Origin of the sequence: Gottfriedia sp. S16(2024) (genome assembly GCF_050473765.1) — a bacterium.
Classification (GTDB): domain Bacteria; phylum Bacillota; class Bacilli; order Bacillales; family Bacillaceae_G; genus Gottfriedia.
The window spans coordinates 1,075,283-1,094,321 of record NZ_JBFLUO010000001.1 but is presented as its reverse complement, the minus strand read 5'-3'; the positions used below and the strand labels follow the sequence as shown (position 1 = coordinate 1,094,321).

Genomic DNA, 19,039 nt, shown 5'->3' with positions numbered 1-19,039 from the left:
ACCTAATATTGAGGAGGATTAACCATGAATTTAATTCTTATGGGGCTTCCTGGTGCAGGCAAAGGCACACAAGCTGAGAAAATTGTCGAAAAATACGGCATTCCTCATATATCTACTGGCGATATGTTCCGTGCAGCGATTAAAGACGGCACTGAACTAGGTCTTCAAGCAAAATCGTTTATGGATCAAGGTCATCTTGTTCCTGATGAGGTAACAATTGGTATTGTACGTGAACGATTAGCTAAAGATGATTGCCAAAACGGTTTTTTATTGGATGGTTTTCCTAGAACAGTTGCGCAGGCTGAAGCACTAGAAGAGACTCTGAAAGTAATGAATCGTAAAATTGACTTCGTGTTAAACATTCATGTAGACCAACAACTTTTAATTGAACGTTTAACAGGTCGTCGTATTTGCAAAGAGTGTGGAGCAACTTATCATTTAATTTTCAATCCACCTGTTGAAGAGGGTGTTTGCCCAAAATGTGGCGGAGAACTTTATCAACGTGCGGATGATAATGAAGAAACAGTTGCAAATCGCCTTGAAGTAAATATCAAACAAACTCAACCTTTACTTGATTTCTACAATAATCTTGGTTATGTAAAAACAATTGAAGGTGAACAAGAGATTAACAAAGTTTTCAATGACATTGATAATCTTTTAAAAGAGTTAGTTTAATAATTGAACGATAAGATCGTCGTTCCTTGTGTATGACGTATTGTTGTTTCGTCAAAACTGATACTGTTATTAAAGCTTAAACATAGCTTTGCTTGGAACGATTGATATAATATAGGTCTTTAATAGGCCAAAATATCTCCAACATATCAGAGCACTTTGGCTTAATGTTCCTAAGCGTATGTTTGCCTACAAGCAAGCTACTGATTTGAAGAAAGGAGAATGCCCTAATGGCGAAAGATGATGTAATTGAAATTGAAGGTACCGTTACGGAAACACTTCCGAATGCGATGTTCAAAGTTGAATTGGAAAATGGTCATGTCGTTCTTGCACACGTTTCTGGTAAAATTCGTATGAACTTCATTCGTATTCTTCCAGGTGACAAGGTTACTGTAGAACTATCTCCATATGATTTAACTCGTGGCCGTATTACGTACCGTTTTAAATAATAAATATGCACTCCGTAATCTACAAGGAGGTTGAAATCATGAAAGTGAGACCATCAGTAAAACCAATCTGTGAAAAATGTAAAGTTATCCGCAGACGTGGTAAAGTAATGGTAATTTGTGAAAATCCAAAACATAAACAAAAACAAGGTTAATATAGAAGGAGGTGCACTAGAATGGCTCGTATTGCTGGTGTAGATATTCCTCGCGACAAACGCGTGGTTGTTTCTTTAACTTATGTATACGGAATCGGTCGTGCAACTTCTGAAAAAATCTTAGCTGAAGCTGGTATTTCAGAAGACACTCGTGTACGTGATTTAACAGAAGAAGAATTAGGTAAAATTCGTGAATTAATCGATAAGTTGAAAGTTGAAGGGGATCTTCGTCGTGAAGTTTCTTTAAACATTAAACGTCTAATCGAAATCGGTTCATATCGTGGTATTCGCCACCGTCGTAGCTTACCTGTTCGTGGTCAAAACACTAAAAACAATGCTCGTACTCGTAAAGGCCCACGCCGTACAGTAGCGAACAAGAAGAAATAATATTTTTTAAGTAAAGGAGGGTATTCAACATGGCACGTAAAACAAATGTACGTAAACGTCGTGTGAAAAAGAATATTGAAGCTGGTACAGCTCATATTCGTTCAACTTTCAATAACACAATCGTAACAATCACTGATGTTCATGGTAACGCAATTTCTTGGTCAAGCGCTGGATCATTAGGTTTCAAAGGATCTCGTAAATCTACTCCATTCGCTGCACAAATGGCTGCTGAAACTGCTGCTAAAGCTTCTATGGAACACGGTTTAAAAACTCTTGACGTAACTGTTAAAGGTCCGGGTGCTGGTCGTGAGGCTGCTATCCGTGCTCTTCAAGCTGCTGGTCTTGAAGTAACTGCTATCAGAGACGTTACTCCAGTTCCACATAACGGATGCCGTCCACCAAAACGTCGTCGTGTATAATTTGTCTGTATAAATTTTCAAAAATTGTCTATAATGGATTATGATATATGTTTGGCAAATATTAACAGACATCTCTTGTTGTGCACAATTAGGAACTGCCTAATAGGGACTTTCGGTTAGCATGGTCTAACCGAGGGTTTCGACGTTTTGAAGGAGGGTTTAAAAAATGATTGAAATCGAAAAGCCGAAAATCGAAACGGTTGAGATCAGTGACGATTCCAAATATGGTAAATTCGTTATTGAACCACTTGAGCGTGGATATGGTACAACGCTAGGTAACTCCTTACGTCGTATCCTTTTATCCTCACTTCCTGGTGCCGCTGTAACTGCTATTCAAATTGATGGCGTGTTACATGAGTTCTCTACAGTTGAAGGTGTTGTAGAAGACGTTACAACAATTATTCTTAATGTTAAAAAACTTGCTCTGAAAATTTATTCAGACGAAGAAAAAACATTAGAAATTGATGTACGCGGTGAGGGGCCAATTACTGCAGCCGATATTACGCATGATAGCGATGTTGAAGTTCTAAATCCAGATCTTCATATTGCAACTCTTGCTAAAGATGCTCATTTACGTATGCGTCTAACTGCTAGACGTGGACGTGGATACATCCCTGCAGATGGTAACAAAAGAGAGGATCAAGCAATAGGTGTTATTCCTATCGACTCGATTTACACTCCAGTGTCTCGTGTCACATACCAAGTTGAAAATACACGTGTGGGACAGGTTTCAAATTTCGATAAGTTAACACTTGATGTTTGGACTGACGGAAGTATTGGACCAAAAGATGCTATCGCACTTGGTTCAAAAATTCTAACTGAACACTTAAACATTTTTGTAGGTTTAACTGACGAAGCTAAAAATGCAGAAATCATGGTCGAAAAAGAAGAAGATCAAAAAGATAAAGTCCTTGAAATGACGATTGAAGAACTTGATCTTTCTGTTCGTTCATATAACTGCTTAAAGCGAGCTGGTATTAATACCGTACAAGAGCTTGCGAATAAGACAGAAGAAGACATGATGAAAGTACGTAACTTAGGTCGTAAGTCTTTAGAAGAAGTAAAACATAAGTTAGAAGAGTTAGGTCTTGGCCTACGTAAAGAAGACTGATTGTAGCTTCTATAAAGGGAGAGGCGTTCTCTTCATGTCTATATGACCCAATTTTGATACTACTTACAAAGGAGGGAACTAGAAATGGGATACAGAAAATTAGGACGTACTAGCTCACAACGTAAAGCTATGTTACGTGACTTAGCTACTGATTTAATTATCAACGAACGTATTCAAACTACTGAAACTCGTGCGAAGGAGTTACGTTCAGTTGTTGAAAAAATGATTACTTTAGGTAAACGTGGAGACTTACATGCTCGTCGTCTAGCTGCTGCTTACATCCGTAATGAAGTTGCTAACGCTGAAAATGGTCAAGACGCTTTACAAAAATTATTTGCTGACATCGCTCCTCGTTACACAGAGCGCCAAGGTGGATACACTCGTATCGCAAAAATTGGTCCTCGTCGTGGAGACGCAGCACCAATGGTTGTTATCGAATTAGTTTAATATTCGAATACAAAAGGGCTCGACGTTTCTAGTAAACATGTCGTTGCCCTTTTTTTCTGTTTACTTTTAGACTATTATATATCTATAAACAATGAGAAATTATAGGTGAACAAATGAGAAAAGATAGTATTAAAGTAGATAACATATCTTTTAAATACCCACAGGCACAATCAAATGCAGTTCATTCGGTATCATTTAATATAAAGGAAAATGAATGGATCGCTATTGTAGGTCGAAACGGATCAGGAAAGTCAACGCTTGCTAAACTTTTAAATGGACTGATATTACCTGAAGAAGGACAAATTGTGATTGATGAGGAAATTAGCTTATCAGAAGAAACAATTTGGGATGTTCGAAAGAAAATAGCGATGGTATTTCAAAATCCTGATAATCAGTTTGTAGGTACGACAGTAATAGATGATATTGCATTTGGTTTAGAAAACCATGGGATAGAGAAAAAAGAAATGGATCGTCGAATTGAAGAAGTTTTAAACATCGTCAATATGAACGAATTTGTACTCCATGAGCCACACTCTCTATCTGGTGGTCAAAAACAAAGAGTAGCAATAGCAGGAGCATTAGCAATTCAACCAAGTATATTAATATTAGATGAAGCTACATCGATGTTAGATCCTTTCGGTAGAAAAGAAGTAATCGAGACAATTCGTGATTTACATAAAGATATTAATATGACTGTTATTTCGATTACTCATGATATAGAAGAAGCAATACATGCAGACCGTATTTTAATTATGCACGATGGTCATTTAGTTCAAAGCGTAACTCCAGAAGAACTTTTAAAAACAGAGTTTTCTTTAGAGTCGCTTGGATTAGCATCTCCTTTTACAAATAACCTTTCTAGTTTATTAATCGAAAAAGGTTTACCTTTGAGACAAGACCATCTAGAGCAAGAAAGCTTGGTGATCGAATTATGCAAATTACTTTTGAAAAAGTAGGCTATACTTATCAGCCGAAAACACCTTTCGAGCATCGCGCTCTTTATGATATTGATGTTACGATACCTGAAGGGTCATATTATGCTGTAATTGGTCACACAGGCTCAGGTAAATCTACTTTTCTGCAACATTTAAATGGCCTCTTACAACCAACAGAGGGCATCGCTAAAATAGACGATATTACCCTTTTATCAGATAAGAAAAACAAGAATTTAAAATCATTAAGAAAAAAAGTAGGCTTAGTTTTTCAGTTTCCCGAGCAGCAATTATTTGAAGAAACTGTAGAGAAAGATATTTGCTTTGGTCCAATGAATTTTGGTGTATCTGAAGATGAGGCAAAAAAAAGAGCTAAAGATCTAATTGAAAAAGTAGGCTTAAGTGAAGAATATTTATTGAAGTCACCATTTGAATTAAGTGGTGGACAAATGCGAAGGGTTGCTATTGCTGGTGTTTTAGCAATGGAACCAGAAGTTTTAGTATTGGATGAACCAACTGCTGGTCTTGATCCTAGTGGTCAAAAGGCTTTAATGGATATGTTTTATCAATTGCATAAAGAAAAAGGCCTGACGATCATTTTGGTGACGCATAGCATGGAAGATGCAGCGAGATATGCGGATACGATTCATGTACTTCAAAAAGGGACTACGTATTTAAAAGGAAGCCCTTTAGAAGTATTCTCTTATGAAAAGGAATTAGAGGAAATTGGATTACAAATTCCACTTTCTTTAAAATTCCATCAAGAACTAAATCAAAAATTAGGTATTAAAGAAAAAGCTACAAGTCTAACAATCGAACAACTCGCTAATTATATAGCGAATCTTTATAATGGGGAAACAAAATGAATAGTCTAATTATCGGAAAATATATTCCAATCGATTCACTTATTCATCGTCTAGATGCTAGAGCAAAACTACTTACAATGTTCATTTTTATTTGTATCGTTTTCTTTGCAAATAATTTTATAACATACGGTATTTTATTTTTATTTTCAATTGTAGCAGTACTGCTATCAAGAGTACCTTTTAATTATTATTTAAAAGGATTAAGAGCAATCTGGTTGATCGCAGTGTTTACGTTTTTATTGCATGTTTTTACAAATAAAGAGGGACCACTAATTTATCATTTTGGATGGGTCGATATTCATAAAGAAGGAATTATTCAAGGTATTTATATATCAGTAAGATTTTTTCTTTTAGTTTCAATTACTACTTTACTGACATTAACAACAAATCCAATCGAAATTACCGATGGTCTTGAGTCATTATTTAACCCATTTAAAAGGTTCGGTTTACCTGTGCATGAAATGGCTTTAATGATGTCAATTTCACTACGATTCATTCCTACGCTTATGGAAGAGACTGAGAAGATTATGAAGGCACAATCGTCCAGAGGAGTGGATTTCTCTTCAGGACCTATTAAAGATCGGTTAAAGGCATTGGTCTCTTTACTTGTGCCATTATTTATTCATTCATTTAAACGGGCTGAAGACTTAGCAGTTGCGATGGAAGCTAGAGGTTACCAAGGCGGAGATGGAAGATCAAAGTTTCGTGTTATGAAGTGGCATTTACGGGATACAGCATGCTTTGTTGTATTACTGATATTATTTTTACTATTATTGTTTTTACGTAAGTAATGGAGATAAGTTATGAATCGAATTAAATGTATAATTTCATATGACGGCACACAATTTAATGGCTACCAAGTTCAACCTAATCAGAGAACAGTCCAAACGGATATTGAGAAGGTTCTAACAAAAATGCACAAAGGGAATCCAATAAGAATCCACGCATCTGGTAGGACAGATACAGGGGTCCACGCAGTAGGACAAGTAATTCATTTTGATAGTGAATTTGTGCTTCAACCAGAGCAATGGAAAAGGGCATTAAATGCACAATTACCTAAAGATATAAATGTTAAATTTGTAGAGATCGTTGATGATAATTTTCATTCTAGATTTGATGTCGTTCGAAAAGAATACCGTTATTTTATTTGGAATGAAAAAGACGAAAATGTTTTTTCTAGAAACCATCATTATTTTTTTCCTTTTGACCTAAATACTGTTAAAATGCAAGAAGCATTGGATTGCTTACTAGGTACACATGATTTTAGTTCCTTTTGTGCATCAAATACGGATATAAAGGACAAAGTACGAACGATTTATAAAGGAAGTATTAATAAAACAGATCAAGGGATTGTCATCGCTCTTGAAGGAAATGGTTTTCTTTATAATATGGTTAGAATAATTGTTGGAACATTAATTGAAGTGGGGCAAGGAAAGCGTGATGTAAAAAGTGTTAAAAACGCATTATTAGCACGTGATCGAGCCAAGGCTGGTAAGACTTCACCGCCTAATGGCCTGTTTTTATGGAAAGTTGATTATAACAACTAATCCTGGTGTAACATTTGCTTGACATTAGAAGGTATAAAGTTTAATATTAAATACGGTATTGTTTTAAGAACCACGATTAGCCCCGGAACCAGTCGTGTTAAAGATAAACAATAAAAACAATTTTACTTTATGTATATTGTATTAGGAGGAAAATAGAATGCGCACAACTTATATGGCAAAAGCTAGCGAAGTTGAACGTAAGTGGTTCGTTGTAGACGCTGAAGGAAAAACTTTAGGTCGTCTTGCAACTGAAGTAGCTACTTTACTTCGCGGTAAGCACAAACCAACTTTCACACCACACGTTGATACAGGTGATAACGTAATCATCATCAACGCTGAGAAAGTTGAATTAACAGGAAACAAATTAAACAATAAAATTTACTACCGTCATACAATGTATGCTGGTGGTTTAAAAGAGCGTACAGCTTTAGAAATGCGTACTAACTACCCAGTTAAAATGCTTGAGTTAGCTGTTAAAGGTATGCTTCCAAAAGGACGTCTTGGACGTGCTCAAATTAAAAAATTACACGTGTATGCTGGTAACGAGCATCCACACCAAGCACAAAAACCAGAAGTTTACGAACTTCGCGGATAATTATAAAAGGAGGGCATTCACATGGCACAAGTACAATACTATGGCACAGGACGTCGTAAAAGCTCAGTAGCTCGTGTACGTTTAGTTCCTGGCGAAGGACGCGTTATCATTAACGGTCGTGATTTTGAAGATTACATCCCATTCGCTGCATTAAGAGAAGTTGTTAAACAACCACTTGTTGCAACTGAAACATTAGGTAGCTATGATATTTTAGTAAACGTTAACGGTGGTGGATACACTGGTCAAGCTGGTGCAATTCGTCACGGTATCTCAAGAGCATTATTACAAGTTGATCCTGAATACCGCGGAACTTTAAAACGCGCTGGATTATTAACTCGTGATGCACGTATGAAAGAGCGTAAAAAATACGGTCTTAAAGGTGCACGTAGAGCTCCTCAGTTCTCAAAACGTTAATTTTTATTTATACGTTCAAAACTCCTCTCCACTTTGTGGACAGGAGTTTTTTATTTTGCAGGTTTATTTGATCATGTGTAAACCTGATATCCACTATTTTCAATCCTCTCCCGTAACTGTACTTCCTTTTCTCTTATCTTTCCTTTGATGATGAACAGGACTTTGTAATTTTTACCTGTCTGTTGTTATTTCAAAATGAAGCTCCTCATTGTTTAAATGCAGGTCATTTAACCTTTTTGAAACTTTTTATATTTATTTTAAAAGTGTTTGTAGGTTTTTGTATTGTTTTGTAGGTTTGCATATAAACTTAGTTATGTATTTCATTTATATGTTTGAAAGCGTTAACAAGGGGGATTTATATGAAGAAATTTGGATTAGCTACGCAAATCTTTGTTGCTCTTATATTAGGTATTGTTGTAGGAGCTTTAGTATACGGAAATGAAAAGGCAATATCTTATATTCAACCGATTGGTGATATCTTTATTCATTTAATTAAAATGATTGTTATGCCAATTGTAATTTCAGCTCTTGTAGTAGCTGTAGCGGGTGTAGGGGATATAAAGAAGCTAGGAAAACTTGGAGGAAAAACACTTCTTTATTTTGAAATCATTACAACGATTGCGCTTGGAATTGGAATGCTTGCAGCGAATGTATTCCATCCAGGTAAAGGCGTAGATATGAGTCATCTGCAAAAAGGTGATATTTCAGCATATGAACAAACAGCAACTGCAACACAACAAAGTGGTTTTGCAGAGACAATCGTTCACATTTTCCCAAAAAATGTGTTTGAATCAATGGCACAAGGTGATCTTTTACCGATTATTTTCTTCTCTGTACTATTTGGTTTAGGAGTAGCAGCGATCGGAGAAAAAGGAAAGCCTGTTCTTGGATTTTTTGAAGGCGTATTAGAAGCGATGTTTTGGGTTACAAATCAAGTTATGAAAACTGCTCCGTTCGGGGTTTTCGCGTTAATTGCTGTAACAGTTGCAAAGTTTGGTGTAAGTACTTTATTACCACTTGGTAAACTTGTTTTAGCTGTTTATATAACTGTAGCATTTTTTGCTATTGTTATTTTAGGTATTAATGCTAAAATGACAGGGACGAATATTTTTACACTAATGAAGATTTTAAAGGAAGAACTGATTCTTTCATTTACAACAGCAAGTTCGGAAGCAGTACTTCCAAACATTATGAAAAAAATGGAAGAAATGGGTTGTCCAAAAGCAATTGTATCTTTTGTTATACCGACAGGGTACTCTTTTAACTTAACGGGTTCAGCGATTTACCAAGCTCTTGCTGCATTATTTGTTGCTCAGATGTACAATATTCACATGTCATTTATGGAGCAAGTAACATTGTTATTTGTACTAATGCTTACATCAAAAGGTATGGCCGGTGTCCCTGGTGCATCGTTCGTAGTAGTACTGGCTACACTAGGTTCAATGGGATTACCTTTAGAAGGAATCGCATTAATTGCGGGTATTGACCGTATTTTAGATATGGTTCGTTCTGCAGTAAATGTATTAGGAAACTCGTTAGCAGCCATTACAATGGCGAAATGGGAAGGCGAATACGATAAAGAGAAGGCGCAACAATATATTGATTCTATTAAGGAATCAAAAGTTGCGTAAAGATGGGAGAAAAAACAAATGGCGGCTACTGAAATTAAACCAAACATACGCATTGAAAAAGATTTTTTAGGGGAAAAAGAAATTCCAGCAGATGCCTACTATGGTGTCCAAACATTACGCGCAGTTGAGAACTTTCCTATTACTGGTTATAAAATTCACGAAGAGCTTATTAAAGCTTTAGCAATTGTAAAGAAGGCAGCAGCACTTGCTAACGTAGAAACAAAACGCCTTTATGAAGGAAATGGTAAAGCGATTGCAGAGGCAGCTCAAGAAATTATTGAGGGCAAATGGCATGATCAGTTCATTGTTGATCCTATCCAAGGTGGCGCAGGGACATCAATGAATATGAATGCAAATGAGGTTATTGCAAATCGTGCGCTTGAAATTCTAGGTAAAGAAAAAGGTGACTATTTCTGCATTAGTCCAAATACCCATGTAAATATGTCGCAGTCTACAAATGATGCATTCCCAACTGCAATTCATATCGCGACTTTAAATATGTTAGAGAAATTATTAAATACAATGAATTATATGCGTGATGTATTTGACTTAAAGGCAAAAGAATTTGACCATGTAATTAAAATGGGTCGTACTCACTTACAAGATGCAGTACCGATTCGTTTAGGACAAGAATTCGAAGCATATTCTCGAGTACTTGGTCGTGATATAAAACGTATCGAACAATCTCGTCAGCACTTATATGAGGTAAATATGGGAGCTACAGCGGTTGGAACAGGTTTAAATGCGGATCCTCGCTATATTGAACTAGTTGTTAAGCAACTTGCTGAAATAAGCGGATTATCACTTGTTGGAGCTGAGCATCTTGTTGATGCTACTCAAAACACTGATGCTTACACAGAAGTATCGGCTGCTCTAAAAGTATGTATGATGAATATGTCTAAGATTGCGAATGATTTACGTTTAATGGCTTCAGGCCCACGTGCAGGTCTTGGTGAAATTTCATTGCCAGCACGTCAACCAGGTTCATCTATTATGCCAGGTAAAGTAAATCCTGTAATGGCAGAAGTTATTAACCAAGTTGCTTTCCAAGTAATCGGTAATGATCATACAATCTGTTTAGCGTCTGAAGCAGGACAATTAGAATTAAACGTTATGGAGCCAGTTCTAGTATTTAATTTACTTCAATCAATTAACATTATGAATAATGCATTCCGTGCGTTTACAGATAATTGTTTAAGAGGAATTGAAGCGAATGAAGACAGAATGAAAGAATATGTTGAAAAGAGCGTTGGTCTAATCACAGCGGTTAATCCACATATCGGTTATGAAGTTGCTGCGAGAATAGCTAGAGAAGCAATTCTAACAGGAAAACCAATTCGTGAACTTTGCTTAAAATATGATGTATTATCAGAAGAAGAACTTGATTTAATTTTAGATCCATTTGAAATGACTCACCCTGGTATTGCTGGTGCAGTTCTTTTAGAACGTCAATAAATCAGTCAGACTGCTGATAAACGCTCACTTTCTATGTAGCTTTGCCTGTATGCGGTGCTTATACCGCCATGTATGTAACGATAGCGCCGCTACTGGCCTTGCACATTGAAAGAACAGTGACTTTAAATCAGTTTGACCATTAATTATGACAAAGTAAGGGCGAAAAGCCCTTTTTTGCTTAACTAAAAAAGATAAAAATAAAAAGATAGAAAAGGGATGGGATTATATGCATAAATTCAAGGTAGGTTCGAATGGAGAAGTGGAGACTACCTTGCGAGGTGCAGAATTATTAGGTGTGCCAATGCTTAATAAAGGAGTTGCATTTACTCAAGAGGAACGTAAAGAATTAGGTTTAACAGGATTATTACCGCCGGCTGTACTGACGCTGGAGGAGCAAGCTAAACGAGCTTATGCGCAATTCTCGTCACAACCTACTGATTTGCATAAAAATGTTGCATTATCAGCTTTACATGATCGTAATGAAACATTATTTTATCGTGTACTAACTGACCACTTACCTGAAATGCTTCCAGTTGTTTATACACCAACAGTTGGTTTAGCAATTCAACGTTATAGTAATGAATATAGAAGACCTCGTGGTTTGTATTTATCGATTAATGAAGAAGATGGTATTGAACAAGCATTTGATAATTATGGTGCAAATGCAGATGAAATTGATTTAATCGTTATTACTGACGGTGAAGGAATATTAGGAATTGGTGACTGGGGAGTTGGAGGTATTAATATCGCAATCGGTAAATTAGCGGTATATACAGCTGCGGCAGGTATTGATCCAGCTCGAGTATTGCCAGTCGTTTTAGATGTTGGTACTGATCGTGAAGAACTATTAAATAATCCATTTTATGTTGGAAATCGTCATCCTCGCGTTCGCGATAGTCGATATGATGCGTTTATTGATAAGTTTGTTAGATCTGCTGTAGAAAAATTCCCAAATGCTTTACTTCATTGGGAGGATTTTAGCTCTAAAAATGCACGAAATATATTAGATAAGTATCGCCACCATGTTTGTACTTTCAATGACGATATTCAAGGTACAGGAGCAGTATCACTTGCAGCAGTGCTAGCAGCAGTGAATGCATCTGGTATTCCATTAAGTGAACATCGTGTAGTTGTATTCGGTGCAGGAGCAGCAGGTATTGGAATCGCAGATCAAGTACGTGATGCAATGGTACGCGAAGGTCTTTCATACGAATTAGCAAACCGCAGATTTTGGTGTATAGACAGAAACGGATTGCTTGCAGAGGATATGGAAGGGTTGTTCGACTTCCAACAACCGTATGCGCGTCCAATCGAGGAAAATAATTCAGGTGCAAGCCTAGCAGAAGTTGTAAGTCAAGTTCATCCTACGATCTTAATTGGTACTTCAACTGTTGCCGGTGCTTTCACAGAAGAGATTGTAAAAGATATGGCAGCACATGTTGAAAGACCTGTAATTTTACCGATGTCAAATCCTACACCACTTGCAGAAGCAAAACCTTCTGATTTAATCAAGTGGACTGAAGGAAGAGCATTGGTAGCAACAGGAAGTCCTTTTGCTCCAGTAACATATAACAAAACGGTTTATGTAATTGGTCAATCAAATAACGCTCTTATTTTCCCGGGCTTAGGACTTGGAACAAATGTTTCACGCGCTAGTATTATTACTGATGGAATGTTTGCAGCGGCTGCAGAAGCTGTAGCGGAAATGATCGATGTAAGTAAATTAGGTGCACCATTACTACCTCAAATCGAGAATCTACGTACTATTTCAGAAGTAGTTGCGATTGAAGTAGCAAAAGCAGCAGTTGCTGACGGGGTAGCTCGAGTTATACATGACGATATTGAGCAAGCTGTACGAAACGCAATGTGGGAGCCTGCATATCGACCTATTAAAGCTACTAAAGAATTGGTCACTATATAAAAACAAAAAATACAGCTTGTATCATCAAGCTGTATTTTCTTATGAAATTTAGTAGTATGGAGGATCATTGTGTTAATAACAACAAGGCGATATACTAGTAGCAAAAATCAGGAAGTGGCGGATTTGAAATCTAAAGGACTGCAAGGTAAAGATTTCTGGATTGTTATTGCACTTATGGTTATAGTTCCGATAGCCGGTGAACTGAACTTTCATCCATTTGATAATATATTTCGCGTTAGTTTTGGAACACCAATTTTTTTCTTTTCTTTATTGTATTTTAGGAATTATCATTCTGTTTTAATCGGGCTGTTAATTGGCATATCTGTCTTTGTATTCCGTGTTGGACTAGATTGGTTAGTATTAACAGATTTTAATTTTGCTTCATCCTTTTCAGTCAGATTCCCTACTTTTTTATATTATTTTTCATTTTCCGTTTTATTTTATTTATTAAAAGTAAATCGGTTTCAGCACCCTTTGCTAATAGGAATTTTCGGTATTACTATTGAGATCACTTCTAGTTTAATCGAACTAATACTGCAACTATATGGAATGGGATCTTCACTTACTGTAGAAGAGTTAAACAAAATTATTATTATTGCGGTGTTTAGAAGTTTTTTTGTATTAGCATTTATCAATATGATGAAGCTTTACGAGCTAAAACTGAAGGAATCACAAACTCGTAAAGAGAATGAAAATATGCTTATGCACTTATCTAATTTGTACGTAGAGTCTGTTTATTTGAAAAAGACATTACAAAATGCTGAAACAATAACAAAAGAATCCTACAATTTATATCGAGACATGAGTAAGTATAAACAGGATTTAGGAGTTCCGATTGAAAAATGGGGGAGCAAATCTTTAAGAATCGCAGGAGAGGTACATGAAATAAAAAAGGATAACCAAAGAATTTTCGCTGGACTTTCTAAACTTATTACAAGTGAAAGTTTGCCTGAATATATGAGTGTAAATGATTTAGTCACAATGATTATACGAATTAATCAAAAATATGCAGGCATGCTAGGAAAGAAAATTGAGTTTGTTTCTCATATAAAAGGAGAACATCCGCACTATCATATTTACCTAATGCTATCATTTATTAATAACTTAGTTGCGAACGCAGTTGAAGCTATAGAGCATAAAGGGAGAATCCTCTTATCAATAGAAAGAGTTGAAGATTGGATTGAATGCAAGGTTATTGATAATGGTCCTGGAGTTCCTTCAAAAAATATGAAGCTTATTTTTAAACCTGGGTTTACGTCTAAATATAGCGATGATGGAACCCCATCTACAGGAATCGGTTTATCCTATATTAAAGAAATGGCAGAAGAATTGGGAGGAGAAGTTATTCTCAATCAAAAAGAGAGTGAATGTATTTTTACGATTCGACTACCAATTGGAGCTCTCGTCTTAGAAAGGGTGAATTTATGAATTTTTATATCACGGATGATGATGAAGTCTTTCGATCGATGTTGTCACAAATCATAGAAGATGAAGAGTTAGGTGAAGTTGTTGGTGAGGCGGAAGATGGCTTTTTTTTAGATGTAAATACACTTGAAATAAATCATGTTGATATTTTATTTATCGATTTATTAATGCCTCTTCAGGACGGTATAGAAACAATTCGCAGAATGGGACCTTCATTCAAAGGGAAAATTATTATGATTTCCCAAGTCGAGTCGAAAGAATTAATTGGTGAAGCTTATTCTCTCGGTATTGAATATTATATTACTAAGCCATTGAACAAAATTGAAGTGATTTCGGTCGTTAGAAAGGTCTTGGAGCGAATTCGACTTGAACGATCGATTCTTGACATTCAAAAATCATTAAGTAATGTTTTTGATGTAAATTCAATAAATCAACATACTCCAGTGTCTGATAAAAAGAAAATTACGGATTGGGGACAGGTTCTGTTATCAGAACTTGGCATAGCTGGAGAAAATGGGAGCAAGGACCTGCTTGATATGCTCAATTACCTATATGAATATGAAACGAATTTTGGCTTAGAGTCAGGGTTTCCTACATTAAAGGATATATACACTCACATCAGTTTAAAAAAGCTAGGAATTGTAAATTCTCAAGAAGACGTTGAGCGGGAAAGGAAATCATCAGAACAACGAGTACGTAGAGCAATTTACCAATCATTAAATCATATGGCATCAATAGGATTGACAGATTTTGCAAACCCTAAATTTGAAAATTATGCTTCAAAGTTTTTTGATTTTGAAACAGTACGTCAAAGAATGAGTGAATTGAAGCAAGTATCCTTGACTCCATCAACACATACTCGCATTAATGCAAAGAAATTTATACAAGTTTTATACTTTGAATCGAAACAACTTTTAGTTGAAAGATATTAAAAATAAATTTTAGTTGGCCCTCAAGCGCTTTTGGTGAGGGTCTTTTCGTATTTGATTGCATTCAGGAATAAACTAAATAGTATACTCATATTTTAAAATGATAAAAATTAAAAAATTCTAATAATTCATTCTCGAATTGTAGCATAGAAGAGTTTTAAAAGAATAAAATAATATACCTTAATAAATTATACCTTTGGCCATCTACGTTAGGGGTGATGTGCGTTGGGCTTAATCGATTGGATAATGGGCAAAATGAATTTTCAATCAAGTACTAGTTCTTTTGAGTTATTAAATGATGAAGGGGATGGCCAATTAACATTAGGCGATACATTATTTAAGAATGATGTGATCAGGGCATGTATTAGACCTAAAGCCAATGCAATAGGAAAACTAAAAGTAACACATGTTAGAGAAAATAATAGAGAATGCAAGATTAACCCCGATCCGTGGGTTTTTAATGTACTTCAAGAACCAAATCCATTTATGTCTAGGCAATTACTTTTAGAAAAAATGGTAACGCAACTTGACTTAAATAGTAACGCATTTGCATTTATAAAGCGAAATGATTTTGGGTATCCTATCGCTCTATTTCCTATTCCTTGTACGAAAGTTGAAGTACTTGAAAATAATCAGGGTTTGATTTTTTTAAAGTTCACATTCAAAACTAAAAATGTACTAATTTTACCTTATAGCGATATCATTCATTTAAGACAAGATTTTAATAGTAATGATCTATTTGGTACTCCGCCATATGATCCTTTACTTCCGTTATTAGAAGTAATTGATTCGGTAGATGATAGTATCGTCCAAAATGTAAGTAACAATCGCTTTATGAATTGGTTGTTGAATTTTAAGGAATTACTAGATGAAGAAGATATGACTAAGAATACGAATGAATTTGTAAACAATTATATGAAATTTACAGGTGACGGTGTAAAAGCGGGTTTTTCAGAGCCAACGTACACTTTACAACAAGTACCTGCAAGTAATTACGCTCCAGAGGCACAAAGAACAAGTGATGCAATCAGACGAATCCATAGTTTTTTTAATACAAACGAAAATATAGTTCAAAGTACATTTAATGAAGATCAATGGAATTCGTATAATGAAGCTGTTATTAATCCTTTAGTCATCCAGCTAAATAATGAATTTACACGTAAATTCTTCACTCCAGCGGAACGAAAAAATGGTAATCGGATCGTTTTTGAAGCATCTAACTTAGAATTTGCATCGATTGCAACTAAATTAGCATTTTCAATTATGGTAGAACGAGCTTCCTTAACACCTAATGAATGGCGTTCTCTATTTGGAATCGGACCAATCCAAAGAGGAGATGTACCACTTCTAAAAACGGATACAGCGCCAATCGACCAAAAAGAAAGAGATAGAGAATTTGAATTACGAGTTGAAAGAGAAAAGAGACGCGAGGAAGAAATTGAAAGATGCAGACAAGAGTGTTTAGAAGAATGTAAACAATTTAAAGAGTTTTGTATGGAACAACAGAAGAAACTATTAGAAAAACCAGAAACTGACGACAAAACTAATTAATAATCAAAAATAGAGCTTTTAACTAATTATTAGTTAGGCTTTTTTTTTTCAATTAGGTATTTAGCATAAGTCATATAGACAGGATACTTGTCCGAACACTTTTCCTATTTGTTCATATAGTAAAGTAAAATCTAATATTAAACCAATTTATGGAGTTGTTTATATGTTTGAAAAAGATGCGATTATTACCCTATTAGGTAGTTCTGGGGGAGTGGCAAAGGCAGTACTTTCTATATTTAATAAAGCGGCAAATGATCAAAATGATCCAATTCATCAGCTAATGAAAAATGCCAGGTTTCATTTAATTGATTTGAAACAGAAAGATTTGACTTATTTTGAAAGGATTATTCCTAACCTAATTGAAAATGTTACGTTTCATGAAATGAATGTTAATAATATTGATTTAATGAAAAAACATCTCATTGAGAGTAATACGGTTATTGTAGTTGATGTTTCTAGAGCAGATTCTGTTGAAATGTTGCGCTGTTGTAATGAGTTTCGTGTGAAGTATGTCAACACAGCTTTAGAAAGTGAAATAGTAGATGGAGATGAAAGTATCAATTCCGGGTTCCCACTTAAAGAACGTTTACGTATCTTCGAGGAAAATAAACGAAAGTTTAAAAATACTACAGCAATTATTGGTTCAGGGATGAATCCTGGTATTGTGCAATGGATGGCAATCGATTTAATGAACCAATTCCCTTCCGAAAAACCTCTTGCATGTTACATTGTTGAACATGATAATTCTTTTTATGAAAACCCTTCAATAGCTCAAAAAGAAACAATTTACACCACTTGGTCCCCAGATTGCTTCCTAGAAGAGGCGGTCACAAGCTTTCCTATGTTTGTTAAACAAAATATTCCAATCTTCTTGTATGATGATGTTTATTCTGTTGAATTTAAAGTAACGTTAGGGGAAAAAGTCTTTTATGGTTGTCTTATGCCACACGAAGAAGTATTTATTATTGGCAAATTGTTCAACTTAGAAAGTGGTTTTGTGTATCGTGTTAATGAGCATACAACAAATCTAATTAGAAATAATTTAAAAAACACTGACGAAATATTGGGTTTTGATAAAAAGCTTCTAGATCCTTCAACAGCTCCATTGGTAGGAGAGGACGTAGTTGGAGTTTTACTTGTGTACGAAGATAAAGAGCGCTATATCTATAATGTTATGAACAATAAAGATGCATTCGCTAATTACGGTACAAATGCAACCTATCTTCAGGTCGCGTGTGGTGTTTATGCAGGAGTTGCAAGTTTAGTTTTGGATACAGTAGAAAATGGTGCCTACTTTGTAGATGAATTAGTATTAAATACGAATAGTAAATATGGACAATATTTAAAATATCATATGCCTCAGTTTGTATATGGGGAAAATGAAAAAAGTGACGGATTACTTTTACAAAGAATGAAATCATTCAATAATTAAAAATATGAAAGAGGGGAGAACGTATTTTTAGACCTCTCTTTTTTATTATTTAAGAAAGAGTAGACCTTTATAAGTCTTAAAAAACTGCATTTTTAATTCAAAATTAATACAATTTTTAAAATCTGTATTTTTTATGAAAATTATTATTTTTTTATGGAAGAAATTAAGTATGTAGTTTTTGAATGAAGCACACCTTTTCGTCTTAGACTATGGCTACGGGGAGGTTTCATCATGAATCTTATAACAAATTTCCGAGAAAAAAGAAGAGCAAAGCAAATTACATTTGAAAAGAGCTTATTAAGAGAACTAAAAATAATGCAATTAAAAGCCCAATTAAAGGATTCATTTTCCTACTGTATAGACGCAGACATTAATCAAAGAAAAGCAAGAGAAGATTACTGTTTTGAGTTAGCGGTAGAAACATACTTATTGGGTGCAAGATATAGCCGATTTGGTTTTTATGGTGAACCAATCGAGAATGTTAAAAGAAGATCAGCTAAAGAATCTGAATGGTTAGCTTATTTATTTTATTCTTCTGTATTTGGTCGTAAGGATGATATTCAAACAGAACCGTTTGACCGATGTAAATCTTTTTTAAATAATTGGTGGTTAGATGGATATGTAAAAGGAGAAAGAAGACACAGACTTCGTTTATCAAAGTAAGTCATATTCTTCCTAGTTGTCCCATATATTTTTTATAGGAC

The 19,039-nt window shown here is 35.2% G+C and carries 21 protein-coding genes; all 21 read left to right on the top strand.

The genetic code is table 11. From position 1 onward, the window contains the following. The first annotated feature begins 24 nt into the window (after positions 1-24). The 21 genes from AB1282_RS05140 (at position 25) to AB1282_RS05040 (ending at position 18,998) form a co-directional block, all read left to right on the top strand. A complete protein-coding gene (locus AB1282_RS05140) occupies positions 25-675 on the top strand; it encodes an adenylate kinase (RefSeq protein WP_056467472.1) in 651 nt (216 codons plus the stop codon). A gap of 227 nt (positions 676-902) precedes the next feature. After that, complete coding sequence (infA, locus tag AB1282_RS05135) at positions 903-1,121, top strand: translation initiation factor IF-1 (RefSeq protein WP_056467475.1); 219 nt, start codon at positions 903-905, stop codon at positions 1,119-1,121. Between the two features lie 38 nt (positions 1,122-1,159). Further along, positions 1,160-1,273, top strand: coding sequence for a 50S ribosomal protein L36 (rpmJ, locus tag AB1282_RS05130; RefSeq protein ID WP_000868344.1), 114 nt, complete (start codon positions 1,160-1,162; stop codon positions 1,271-1,273). A gap of 21 nt (positions 1,274-1,294) precedes the next feature. Continuing rightward, entirely contained in the window at positions 1,295-1,660 is a 366-nt protein-coding gene (gene rpsM / locus AB1282_RS05125; RefSeq protein WP_056467478.1) for a 30S ribosomal protein S13, read from the top strand. A 29-nt stretch (positions 1,661-1,689) separates the two neighbouring features. Then, positions 1,690-2,079: a 30S ribosomal protein S11 gene (rpsK, locus tag AB1282_RS05120; RefSeq protein WP_056467481.1), complete on the top strand. Its 390-nt coding sequence runs from the start codon at positions 1,690-1,692 to the stop codon at positions 2,077-2,079. 166 nt (positions 2,080-2,245) lie between these two features. Beyond that, positions 2,246-3,190: a DNA-directed RNA polymerase subunit alpha gene (locus AB1282_RS05115; protein WP_056467484.1), complete on the top strand. Its 945-nt coding sequence runs from the start codon at positions 2,246-2,248 to the stop codon at positions 3,188-3,190. Positions 3,191-3,274: 84 nt separating this feature from the next. Beyond that, complete coding sequence (gene rplQ, locus AB1282_RS05110; RefSeq protein WP_056467487.1) at positions 3,275-3,637, top strand: 50S ribosomal protein L17; 363 nt, start codon at positions 3,275-3,277, stop codon at positions 3,635-3,637. 113 nt (positions 3,638-3,750) lie between these two features. Beyond that, complete coding sequence (locus AB1282_RS05105; RefSeq protein ID WP_429898673.1) at positions 3,751-4,593, top strand: energy-coupling factor ABC transporter ATP-binding protein; 843 nt, start codon at positions 3,751-3,753, stop codon at positions 4,591-4,593. Beyond that, complete coding sequence (locus AB1282_RS05100) at positions 4,569-5,435, top strand: energy-coupling factor ABC transporter ATP-binding protein (RefSeq protein ID WP_056467494.1); 867 nt, start codon at positions 4,569-4,571, stop codon at positions 5,433-5,435. The genes AB1282_RS05105 and AB1282_RS05100 overlap by 25 nt, the downstream gene beginning before the upstream one ends. Next, positions 5,432-6,226 (top strand): cobalt ECF transporter T component CbiQ, encoded by a 795-nt coding sequence (cbiQ, locus tag AB1282_RS05095; protein ID WP_056467496.1) that lies wholly within the window; start codon positions 5,432-5,434, stop codon positions 6,224-6,226. Before AB1282_RS05100 ends, cbiQ begins: the two co-directional genes overlap by 4 nt. Before the next feature lie 12 nt (positions 6,227-6,238). Beyond that, positions 6,239-6,982 carry a tRNA pseudouridine(38-40) synthase TruA gene (truA, locus tag AB1282_RS05090; protein WP_056467499.1) on the top strand — a complete coding sequence of 248 codons (744 nt, stop codon included), beginning with the start codon at positions 6,239-6,241 and terminating at the stop codon, positions 6,980-6,982. Between the two features lie 157 nt (positions 6,983-7,139). Beyond that, the gene (gene rplM, locus AB1282_RS05085; RefSeq protein ID WP_056467502.1) at positions 7,140-7,577 is read left to right on the top strand and encodes a 50S ribosomal protein L13; all 438 of its coding nucleotides are present in this window, start codon (positions 7,140-7,142) and stop codon (positions 7,575-7,577) included. Between the two features lie 21 nt (positions 7,578-7,598). After that, entirely contained in the window at positions 7,599-7,991 is a 393-nt protein-coding gene (rpsI, locus tag AB1282_RS05080) for a 30S ribosomal protein S9 (protein WP_056467505.1), read from the top strand. A gap of 359 nt (positions 7,992-8,350) precedes the next feature. Then, positions 8,351-9,622, top strand: a complete 1,272-nt coding sequence (locus AB1282_RS05075; protein WP_056467508.1) for a cation:dicarboxylate symporter family transporter — start codon at positions 8,351-8,353, stop codon at positions 9,620-9,622. A gap of 18 nt (positions 9,623-9,640) precedes the next feature. Further along, positions 9,641-11,077, top strand: a complete 1,437-nt coding sequence (aspA, locus tag AB1282_RS05070) for an aspartate ammonia-lyase (protein WP_056467511.1) — start codon at positions 9,641-9,643, stop codon at positions 11,075-11,077. A gap of 226 nt (positions 11,078-11,303) precedes the next feature. Beyond that, positions 11,304-12,998, top strand: a complete 1,695-nt coding sequence (locus AB1282_RS05065; protein ID WP_429898671.1) for an NAD-dependent malic enzyme — start codon at positions 11,304-11,306, stop codon at positions 12,996-12,998. Positions 12,999-13,172: 174 nt separating this feature from the next. Further along, the gene (locus tag AB1282_RS05060; protein ID WP_056467545.1) at positions 13,173-14,426 is read left to right on the top strand and encodes an ATP-binding protein; all 1,254 of its coding nucleotides are present in this window, start codon (positions 13,173-13,175) and stop codon (positions 14,424-14,426) included. Further along, positions 14,423-15,355: a response regulator gene (locus tag AB1282_RS05055; RefSeq protein ID WP_056467517.1), complete on the top strand. Its 933-nt coding sequence runs from the start codon at positions 14,423-14,425 to the stop codon at positions 15,353-15,355. Before AB1282_RS05060 ends, AB1282_RS05055 begins: the two co-directional genes overlap by 4 nt. Before the next feature lie 222 nt (positions 15,356-15,577). After that, a complete protein-coding gene (locus tag AB1282_RS05050; protein ID WP_056467520.1) occupies positions 15,578-16,903 on the top strand; it encodes a phage portal protein in 1,326 nt (441 codons plus the stop codon). Positions 16,904-17,066: 163 nt separating this feature from the next. After that, complete coding sequence (locus AB1282_RS05045; protein ID WP_429898669.1) at positions 17,067-18,335, top strand: S-adenosylmethionine decarboxylase related protein; 1,269 nt, start codon at positions 17,067-17,069, stop codon at positions 18,333-18,335. 231 nt (positions 18,336-18,566) lie between these two features. Beyond that, on the top strand, positions 18,567-18,998 hold the full coding sequence (locus AB1282_RS05040; RefSeq protein WP_056467526.1) for a DUF2521 family protein: 432 nt from the start codon (positions 18,567-18,569) through the stop codon (positions 18,996-18,998). Positions 18,999-19,039: the final 41 nt, after the last annotated feature.

Bases quoted from the DNA above. Each gene is read 5' to 3' on its own strand.
- AB1282_RS05140 (WP_056467472.1), top strand. From the start codon at position 25: ATGAATTTAATTCTTATGGGGCTTCCTGGTGCAGGCAAAGGCACACAA.
- infA (WP_056467475.1), top strand. From the start codon at position 903: ATGGCGAAAGATGATGTAATTGAAATTGAAGGTACCGTTACGGAAACA.
- rpmJ (WP_000868344.1), top strand. From the start codon at position 1,160: ATGAAAGTGAGACCATCAGTAAAACCAATCTGTGAAAAATGTAAAGTT.
- rpsM (WP_056467478.1), top strand. From the start codon at position 1,295: ATGGCTCGTATTGCTGGTGTAGATATTCCTCGCGACAAACGCGTGGTT.
- rpsK (WP_056467481.1), top strand. From the start codon at position 1,690: ATGGCACGTAAAACAAATGTACGTAAACGTCGTGTGAAAAAGAATATT.
- AB1282_RS05115 (WP_056467484.1), top strand. From the start codon at position 2,246: ATGATTGAAATCGAAAAGCCGAAAATCGAAACGGTTGAGATCAGTGAC.
- rplQ (WP_056467487.1), top strand. From the start codon at position 3,275: ATGGGATACAGAAAATTAGGACGTACTAGCTCACAACGTAAAGCTATG.
- AB1282_RS05105 (WP_429898673.1), top strand. From the start codon at position 3,751: ATGAGAAAAGATAGTATTAAAGTAGATAACATATCTTTTAAATACCCA.
- AB1282_RS05100 (WP_056467494.1), top strand. From the start codon at position 4,569: ATGCAAATTACTTTTGAAAAAGTAGGCTATACTTATCAGCCGAAAACA.
- cbiQ (WP_056467496.1), top strand. From the start codon at position 5,432: ATGAATAGTCTAATTATCGGAAAATATATTCCAATCGATTCACTTATT.
- truA (WP_056467499.1), top strand. From the start codon at position 6,239: ATGAATCGAATTAAATGTATAATTTCATATGACGGCACACAATTTAAT.
- rplM (WP_056467502.1), top strand. From the start codon at position 7,140: ATGCGCACAACTTATATGGCAAAAGCTAGCGAAGTTGAACGTAAGTGG.
- rpsI (WP_056467505.1), top strand. From the start codon at position 7,599: ATGGCACAAGTACAATACTATGGCACAGGACGTCGTAAAAGCTCAGTA.
- AB1282_RS05075 (WP_056467508.1), top strand. From the start codon at position 8,351: ATGAAGAAATTTGGATTAGCTACGCAAATCTTTGTTGCTCTTATATTA.
- aspA (WP_056467511.1), top strand. From the start codon at position 9,641: ATGGCGGCTACTGAAATTAAACCAAACATACGCATTGAAAAAGATTTT.
- AB1282_RS05065 (WP_429898671.1), top strand. From the start codon at position 11,304: ATGCATAAATTCAAGGTAGGTTCGAATGGAGAAGTGGAGACTACCTTG.
- AB1282_RS05060 (WP_056467545.1), top strand. From the start codon at position 13,173: ATGGTTATAGTTCCGATAGCCGGTGAACTGAACTTTCATCCATTTGAT.
- AB1282_RS05055 (WP_056467517.1), top strand. From the start codon at position 14,423: ATGAATTTTTATATCACGGATGATGATGAAGTCTTTCGATCGATGTTG.
- AB1282_RS05045 (WP_429898669.1), top strand. From the start codon at position 17,067: ATGTTTGAAAAAGATGCGATTATTACCCTATTAGGTAGTTCTGGGGGA.
- AB1282_RS05040 (WP_056467526.1), top strand. From the start codon at position 18,567: ATGAATCTTATAACAAATTTCCGAGAAAAAAGAAGAGCAAAGCAAATT.